Annotated in this window: 7 protein-coding genes; all 7 read right to left on the bottom strand. The window is 62.9% G+C overall.

What is annotated here, in order from left to right; all coding sequences use genetic code 11:
• Nucleotides 1-1,322 (bottom strand): bacillithiol biosynthesis cysteine-adding enzyme BshC (gene bshC, locus R6U20_RS01610; RefSeq protein ID WP_410336124.1); only part of this gene is annotated, 1,322 nt, incomplete at its 3' end.
• A gap of 302 nt (nucleotides 1,323-1,624) precedes the next feature.
• Nucleotides 1,625-2,224: a bifunctional nuclease domain-containing protein gene (locus tag R6U20_RS01605; protein WP_410336123.1), complete on the bottom strand. Its 600-nt coding sequence runs from the start codon at nucleotides 2,222-2,224 to the stop codon at nucleotides 1,625-1,627.
• A 67-nt stretch (nucleotides 2,225-2,291) separates the two neighbouring features.
• Nucleotides 2,292-3,395 (bottom strand): histidinol-phosphate transaminase, encoded by a 1,104-nt coding sequence (gene hisC / locus R6U20_RS01600; protein ID WP_410336122.1) that lies wholly within the window; start codon nucleotides 3,393-3,395, stop codon nucleotides 2,292-2,294.
• Between the two features lie 30 nt (nucleotides 3,396-3,425).
• The gene (hisD, locus tag R6U20_RS01595) at nucleotides 3,426-4,724 is read right to left on the bottom strand and encodes a histidinol dehydrogenase (protein WP_410336121.1); all 1,299 of its coding nucleotides are present in this window, start codon (nucleotides 4,722-4,724) and stop codon (nucleotides 3,426-3,428) included.
• Between the two features lie 96 nt (nucleotides 4,725-4,820).
• Complete coding sequence (locus tag R6U20_RS01590; protein ID WP_410336120.1) at nucleotides 4,821-5,684, bottom strand: purine-nucleoside phosphorylase; 864 nt, start codon at nucleotides 5,682-5,684, stop codon at nucleotides 4,821-4,823.
• Nucleotides 5,685-5,875: 191 nt separating this feature from the next.
• Nucleotides 5,876-7,042, bottom strand: a complete 1,167-nt coding sequence (locus tag R6U20_RS01585; RefSeq protein WP_410336119.1) for an AI-2E family transporter — start codon at nucleotides 7,040-7,042, stop codon at nucleotides 5,876-5,878.
• A 34-nt stretch (nucleotides 7,043-7,076) separates the two neighbouring features.
• Entirely contained in the window at nucleotides 7,077-7,730 is a 654-nt protein-coding gene (locus R6U20_RS01580; protein WP_410336118.1) for a RecX family transcriptional regulator, read from the bottom strand.
• Nucleotides 7,731-8,250: the final 520 nt, after the last annotated feature.

The following is an 8,250-nucleotide window of genomic DNA, read 5'->3' as shown; positions in this document are numbered from 1 at the left end:
CGGGAAGCGGTCTGCCCAAACGTCTGGTCGATATCCACCTCCATCGCATCCACCACGACCGATTGGAAGAGCTGCTCGGCTCTCTGTTGTTCAACGTCGCGCACGGACAGCTCATACTTGTCGAGCACCTTCTGCACCTTGCTCTCCACGAGCGTCATGCTGGCGCGGGGCACAATGAGCGGCATGGTGGTGCCCGCCCACTCGTACACGCCCCGATACTGCGCAAAGTACGAAATCTCGCCGGGCCCCGCCACGTACGCCGCTGTGGGCAAGAGCTGGTCCTGCACAAGCGGACGCGTAACCACGTTGGGACTAAACCGCTCGGGCTGCTCGTCGATGCGGCCTTGCAGTTCGTCGCGGCTCCAGGTGCGTCCGTCGTGGCGCAGGGTGAACGTGCCGTCGTCGTTCGCATCGATGGCGTAGCGGCCGTCGTCTTCCATCCAGAAGAAATTGGTCGGGCGCGCCTGCACCTGCATGTGGTAGCCCTCGTCCTGGAGCGCCTGCCCCGCCGTGTGCACGGCCTCAACGGCGGCGGCGCTGTGATCCATGTCGTGCGCAATGAGTGGACGCACCAGCTGTTTGAGGCGGCGGTCGTCGGGATTCAGCAGCACGAGCCCGGTATCGGCAAACCAGGTGGCAATGAGCTGGGCAAAGGCATCCTCCAGGGTGCGCTCGGAGGTGTAGGCATCCGCAATGGCGCCGTAGACCCTCGGTTTGAAGTCGGAGGGCGGCAGGGCCTCATCGAGCGCGTTGAGCGGCACGCGGATGGCATCGCCCAGCGCATGTGGTCCCACGGGTCCGGCAGGAGCAGGATCGGGGGCGTAGTCGAGCGTCACCACGTCGTTGCGAGACAGCACGTGCGTGTGGGCGATCTCCTTGAAGTCGTGGTCTTCGCCCTCAATCCAGAAGACCGGTACCACCGTGCGGCCGGTTTGCTCAGCCAGGTGTTTGGCCCACGCCAGCGCCGTGCTGGTCTTGTAGAGCGTGTAGAGCGGTCCGCCAAAGAGCCCGACCTGCTGCCCGGTAACGACCGCGATGGTGTCGGGATCGCGCAGTGCGTCAATGTTGACCTGCACGCCGTTGGCGTCGTTGTTCCACGCCGCGTTCTGCTCGGCGAGGACATCGGCCAGCACGGAGCGGTCTTGGGGGCGAGTGGCTGCTACATCTGCGGCAGCTTGCTGATCGCCTATGTCATCGCGGTCGTAGGCGAAGTACGACGCGGCGGTGCCGGTGCCGTCGGCGTAGTCGGCAGCAAGGGCCGGGATGGCGTTAAGATCGGCCCAGGGCAAACATCGGGCGGGGGCGTCGAGCGTGTTGGGCATGGCGGTTCGTCGGGGTGGATGCGAAAGGCAAGCGGCGGGGCAACGGGCGAGCAGCAACAGGCGCGCCCGGACGGCATACCGGTGCAGGCACGCGGCTGCTCCTGCGGCGGCCCACGGGCGGATTCAGCACTACGTTTCTGTGTCGGAACACACGTTGTGTGACGAGGGGTTGTGGGTTTCCCCTAAACTGATACTTTTAAACTGATACTTTGGGGCTGGGCTCGTGCACTGCTGCACAAAAAAAGAAGCTCCGTGGGGCGTTTCACGAAGCTTCTTGGAATGCAGCGCACGGAACCGAATGGTTAGTTCTGGCTCTGTTCGCTTTTGAGCTGTTCAATCTGATCGCGCAGTTCGGCAGCGCGCTCGTAGTTTTCTTCTTCGATGGCTTTGTCGAGCTGCTTCTCCATGCGTTCGAGGGGCGACGCATCTGAGGAAATCTCCTCTTCGGCGCTGCCTTCTTCGGTGGCCAGGCCCGACATGCCTTCGCCATCGTCGTCGGCCACGATGCCGGCTTCTTCGAGTACACCGGGCGCCACGAAGATGGGCGCATCTACACGCACAGCCAGCGCCACCGCGTCGCTCGGGCGGGCGTCGAGCTTGTCGCTGCCGCCGTCGTGGCTGTAGCGAATTTTGGCGAAGAAGGTGCCCTCGCGCAATTCGTCGATGACCACTTCGGTTACGTTGGCCTGCATCGAGTCGAAAGCGTCGCGCAGCAGGTCGTGCGTCATGGGACGCGGGGGCTGGATCTTTTCGAGTTCCAGCGCAATGGCTTGGGCCTCAAAGGCCCCAATGATGATGGGCAGGCGCCGGTTACCGTCTTCCTCGCCCAGGACCAGCGCATAAGCACCGCCGCTGGACGGACTGGTGGACAGGCCAATAATTCGTACCCGAATGAAGTTCATTATACAGCGTGGAATATCAGTGCAAAAGGGAGCGCCAGAGAGCGCGAATGCGGGGGCGTTGGTCTGATCAGAGCACAGCATCCAACGCATCCAAAAATGCCTTGTTCTCATTCTCGGTGCCTGCACACACGCGCAGGTAGCCCTGCAACGCGTCGTAGCCGCCCATGTTACGCACGAGCACGCCGCGCTCGGAAAGGGCGTCTTGTACGGCATCGGCGTGCTTCGTTTGGGGCGCAAAGAGCACGAAGTTGGCCTGGGTGGGCACGGTGGTCACGTCGGAGCGCCCCGACAGCGCGTCGACCAGGTGGCGCGTGTGCGCTTTGAGCTGTTGCACCCGCTCGTTGAGCAGGTCGGGATGCTGAAGTACGGTGCGCCCTACGGCCTCCGAAAAGCGGTCGACCATAAACGGCAGGCGCGCTTTCATGAGTTCGGTAACGACCGATTCGTGCGCCATGAGATAGCCCAACCGCAGCCCGGCCAGCCCGAAGGCTTTCGAGAGCGTGCGCAGGATGATGAGGTTCGGATATGCATCGAGCAGTTCGGTGGCAGGCGGGTGGTCGTTGAACTCGACGTAGGCTTCGTCTATCACCACAATGCCGGGCGTAGCCTGCAGCACGCGCTCCAGATCGGACGGCGGGATTGCAAGTCCGGTAGGATTGTTCGGGGTGGTGAGCACCGTCATGGCTGCGTTGGTGCGTGTTACGGCATCAACCAGCGCGTCGATATGGAAGTGCAGGTCGTCGCGCGGCGGAATGGTGGTGAGGTCGGCGTGGTAGAGACGCGCCACCTTCTCGTAGAGGGAGAACATGGGCGCGGGCAGCACGACCGGCGTATCCGGCGCAATAAATGCGAGGCCAAACAGGTACGTAAGCTCGTTCGAGCCGTTGCCCACAAGCACCTGCTCGGGCGCTACGTCGTTGTGGGCCGCAAGCGCTTCCGCCAGTGCAGACGGCTGCTCCGCCGGGTAGCGATTAAACGCCAGGTCGTTGAGCGTCTCGATGAGTTCGGCCTTCAGCGCGGGTGGCAGGTCGTACGGACTCTCGTTCTGGTTGAGCTTGACCTCGGCACGGGGTGGAGCCCCCACCAGGTACGGCGATTCGTTGCGCACGCCGGGGCGGATGCGCTCCATCACGGTGTCGAGGGTCGCGGGGGATGCGGAGGCAGTATCCATAGCAATCGGGGAAACGTGGGTGCAAAGGCGTTAGGCGGAGGCGTTGAGCTGCTTCAGGCGCTCACGGATGGCATCGGCATGCGCCTGGAGCGACTCGGCTTCGGCAAACTGTACGATGTCGGGTCCGGTTTTCGCAAGGCGGCGCGCCGAGTACTGGATGATGGACTGCGTGCGCACGAAGTCGGATACCCGCAGCGCCGAAGCGTAGCGCGCGGTGCCGCCGGTGGGCAGCACGTGGTTGGGTCCGGCAAAGTAGTCGCCCACCGGCTCTGAGGAGTACGGCCCGAGAAAGATGGCACCGGCGTGCTTGATGTCGGAGCACACCGTCCACGGCTCGTCGGTGATGATTTCGAGGTGCTCAACCGCAAGTTCGTTCATCATGTCCACGGCCTGCGCCATGGTGTCGGTAACGATGCAGGCGCTGTAGTCGCGCAACGAGGCCTTGATGATGTCAACGCGCGGCAGGTCGGGCACGCGCGTGGCAATTTCGTCGCGAACCGCCTCGGCCAGCGGACGGTGGGGCGTGACGAGCAGGGCGGAGGCGCGGGGGTCGTGTTCGGCCTGCGAGAGCAGATCTGCAGCTACGAAGGCGGGGTCGGCGGTGGCATCGGCCAGCACTCCAATTTCGCTGGGCCCCGCCACCGAGTCAATGTCCACACGCCCAAACACCTGTTTCTTAGCGGCGGCCACGTAGGCGTTGCCAGGTCCTACGATCTTATCGACCGCCTGCACGGTGTCGGTACCAAAGGCGAGCGCGCCCACAGCCTGCGCGCCGCCCAGGGCGTACACGCGGTCGAGGCCCAGCAGCGCAGCGGCGGCCATGATGTGCGGATGCGGCAGCCCATCGTCTTGCGGCGGCGACACCATCGCAATGTGCGGCACGCCGGCCACCTGCGCCGGAATCGCATTCATGAGCACGCTGGAGGGATACGCCGCCGTGCCGCCGGGCACGTAGAGTCCGACGCGCTCCAGCGGCTGCACGCGCTGGCCGAGCATCACGCCGTCGCCGTCGTCCTCGAACCAGGAGTGGGGGCCTTGCCGCTCGTGGAACCGGCGGATGTTCGCCGCGGCCTCATCCATAATGCGCCGCAGTTCGTCGTCGATATCGTCCAGCGCTGCGTGCAGGGCGGATTCAGGGACATGTAGCGCCTCCAGGGCCACGCCGTCGAACTGCTCGGTAAAGCGATGCAGCGCGGCGTCCCCCTCGGTCTGCACGGCATGCAGAATATCGCGCACGGCGGTATCAACCTCATCGCTGAACGAGGCACTGCGACTGAGCACCGCTTGCAGGCGGTCGGCACGGTCGGCGTAGTTGATGACGGGAATCATAGACGGAGGCGTTGGGGCTATGGGACGGCGGCAACACGTGCTCTATTCCGTGCACCCGCCGAAAGGTTCGGAGCAGCGCCTCGGGAAACGGCATTCTCACGTCTTTTCTACGATGGCGCGCACCAGCGTGCGCAGGTCGCCGCGCACCTGCTGGCCCACCTTGAGCACGTCCTCATGTTCGAGCACCTCATGGCCCAGTCCAGCAGCAAAGTTGGTGATGGTGGAGATGCCCAGCACATCCATACCCAGCGCGTGCGCCTGCAGCACCTCGGGCACCGTGCTCATGCCCACCGCATCCGCCCCCAGCGTGCTTAGCATGCGGACTTCGGCGCGCGTTTCGTACGAGGGGCCGCGCGTCCAGGCGTAGGTGCCACGCACGGTGAGCACGCCCTGCTCGGCCCCGACCTGCTGCGCTCGGCCGGTCCATTCCAGGTCGTAGTAGCCAGTGTGCAGCGGGGACGCAGTAGACGCATGCACATCGCGGCGGGCAGCGGTGTCGCGCGGGGAGGCCATCTGCCCCTGCCCCGGATCGGCAAACGCCATGTTCAGGTGGTCGGTGATGAACATGAGTTGCCCCGGCTGAAACGTGCGGTTGATGCCTCCGGCCGAGTTGGTTACGAGGAGCCGGGTGGCCCCGAGCGCGTGGCACAGCTCCAGCGGAAAAGTAAGGCGCGGCGTGGGATAGCCCTCGTAGGCATGCACGCGCCCCTGCACAAACACAACCGAAGTGCCTTCGAGCGTGCCAAAGACCAGCTGACCGTGGTGGCCATCGACGGTAGACTGCGGGTAGTTGGGGATGACATCGGCCGGCACCACGGTGGGCGCATCGGCCTCATCGGCCAGATCACCCAGTCCCGACCCCAGAATCAGGACCAGTTCGGGCGTGTGGTCGGTGCGTTGACGCACTGCATCCACAGCATCGGCAAGGGCAGGGGCAGGTTCGGCAGCAAGAGCAGACATCGGCAAAGGAGCATGTGAGTAGGACTACGAGATCGCTAACCGGATAGGCGGTGCCTTGGCATCCCCCTAACTATTTCGTTCATGGTTGTAAGCACGTGTGTTTGGGGATGCGCAACGGAGGGCGCCGACCTATTTGGCTTCAGCCGGAGTACGCAAGGTAGCTGCCTCACGCCGCACGATCCAGTCTCGAATCAGGAGGCGGCGCGAAATACGTGATAGTTTCGGATGCTCCACAGAATCTGAGATCCGATGACGCGCACGGTGGTAGTCAGGGGAATAGCTACGAGCATTCCAATGAGCCCGGCCAGTTGCGCTCCAATGAGCACCACAAACAGGATGACGAGGGGGTGAGCGTTGGCCGCGCGCGAGAAGATGTACGGCTGAAACAGCACATTGTCGGAGAGTTGGGTGAGCGCCATCGCGGCTGCCACGCCCAGCACCAGGCTCAAGTCGCCCGTTTGCGCAATGCCCACCACGGTGCCCACCAGAAATCCAAAGAACGGCCCAAAGTACGGAATGGTGTTGGCGATGCCCACGAAAATGCCAATGGCGAGTGCGTTTTCGAGCCCTACCATCCACAAAGCAAACCACGCGACCAGCGCCACGCTTGTGGACTGCACCAGCAGCGCACGTCCATATCGCCCAAGGCTTACCTCGGCTTTGGCAAGGACCGCAAGCGTAATTTCGAAGTAGCGGTTCGGCACCCATTTCAGCAGGCTGCGCTTAAGATCGACGCCATCTTTCAGCAGAAAGAACGTGATAAACGGAATGATGATAACCGCATAGACGATGTTCGTGAACACCGACACGAGCGAACTGATGGTCTGCGCCACGCGGTCGCCCTCTACCAGATCGCCCTGTGCCAGCGCCTGAAGCGCATCGCGCACCGTAGCTTCGATCTGACCCGGCTCTACGGGCGCAAACTGCCCAGCCCAGGCTTCTACGTAGCGCGCGGCCTCGGTCGCGGCCTCCACCGACACCAGTTGCGAGAGATCTTGAATCTGCTGCGCCAGAAAAGGCACGATAAAGGTGAGCAGGATGGCAAATACGCCCAGCACAAACACAAACACCAGCAGGATGCTGGGCACCCGCCGCATCCCCATGCCTTGAATGCGATCGACCATTGGATGCAGGAAGTAAGCCAGCAGGCTACCTACGGCCAGATACACGAACAGCCCTGCAAAGTACCACACGGTAGCCACGCCCAGCCCCACGCCGAGTGCGCCCAGCGCCCAACGTAGCGCACGCTCGCCACTCGACAGCCCCGACGACGGATCGGGGGGCGACGGGGCCACTGACGGCCGCGGCTCCTCTTTCGAGGCGGTCGAAGATCGAGAAGGCAACGAAGAGATCTCCATGAGCGGTTGGATAGTCGAAGGAGAGAGACGCACGCTATGGGGTGGCGTGTTCGCTTTGTACGGTTTCAACCGCGGCCCGTGCCGTTGATGTGCCATAGCCACGGCGCACCAGATAGCCTTGCAGTTTCTTGGCCTGCTTCAGCGGATGCGACTCGTCGGCCACACGGTGCCAGTACTTCTCGGCCAGGGCATGCGCTTCCTCCTGAAAGTCGACCGTTTCGCGGAGTCCGGCCAGGGCCTCTTCAATGAGTCCCGCATCGACCCCACGCTCGCGCAGGTCGCGGCGCAGGCGGTGCGGGCCGTACGACTTGTTGGCGAAGCGTGCCTTTACGAAGTCATGGGCATACGTTTCGTCGTCGAGATACGAGAGTTCGTGTAGCCGCGTAATGACCTGCTCAATAATCTCGGACTCGTAATCGTCGCGGGCCAGGCGATCGCGCACCTCGCCCTCGGTACGCGGCTTGTGCGCCAGGTACTCCAGCGCACACTGCTTCGCATCGATAAGGCGCTCATCGGCCTCCAACTGCGCTTGCTCCTCGGGCGTAAGCGTGCGCCCGGTGTGCAGATCGTACTTCACCACCAGGTCCTGGTGGATGCCAAGCGCGAACTCCCCATCCAGAAAGAGGGACACGCGATTCGGGTTGTTCTTCTGTGCTTTTAGCGCAGTAACCGTAGCAGAAGGCAGCATGGCAAACGGGATAAGCAAAAAGGACAGTTGGATGCGTGGTGTACGGTTGCCTGTAGGCTGAACGTTCCCCTGCCCCGCACGCTAAGTGACCTCAACAATGGTTTTGGGGATTGCCGGGTGGATTCCCCTCCATCCTACCCATCCTCCCCGAGGAGGAGGGAACCGTGGAAGGCGTTCCTCAAGTCCCTCTCAGAATGCGTTGTGCTATACATCTGATCGCTGTTGAACATACAGAAATGCTTTTTTATGCCCTCACACCGTCATCCCAGACGGAGCGGAGCGACGATCTGGGATCCATGCCCCAATGGAGGAATACGTGAGCGGAGTGAGTTCGCCCTCAAACGGCGAATGGATCCCGGATCAGCGGCGCCAGGGGCGCCTTGCCTGTCCTGAACTCGATTCAGGATCTGGATGACGGGCGTTGGGGGGGCTGTGCGACTTCTGAACCTATAGCACAACCCGTTCTTAGCACGTTCATCGCTGCTGCTCAACGACCATCTGTGATCCTTAGAATAAAGCT

The organism is Longimonas sp. (assembly GCF_046498435.1).
Lineage (GTDB): Bacteria > Bacteroidota > Rhodothermia > Rhodothermales > Salinibacteraceae > Longimonas.
This window is presented reverse-complemented; position numbering and strand designations above follow the sequence as displayed.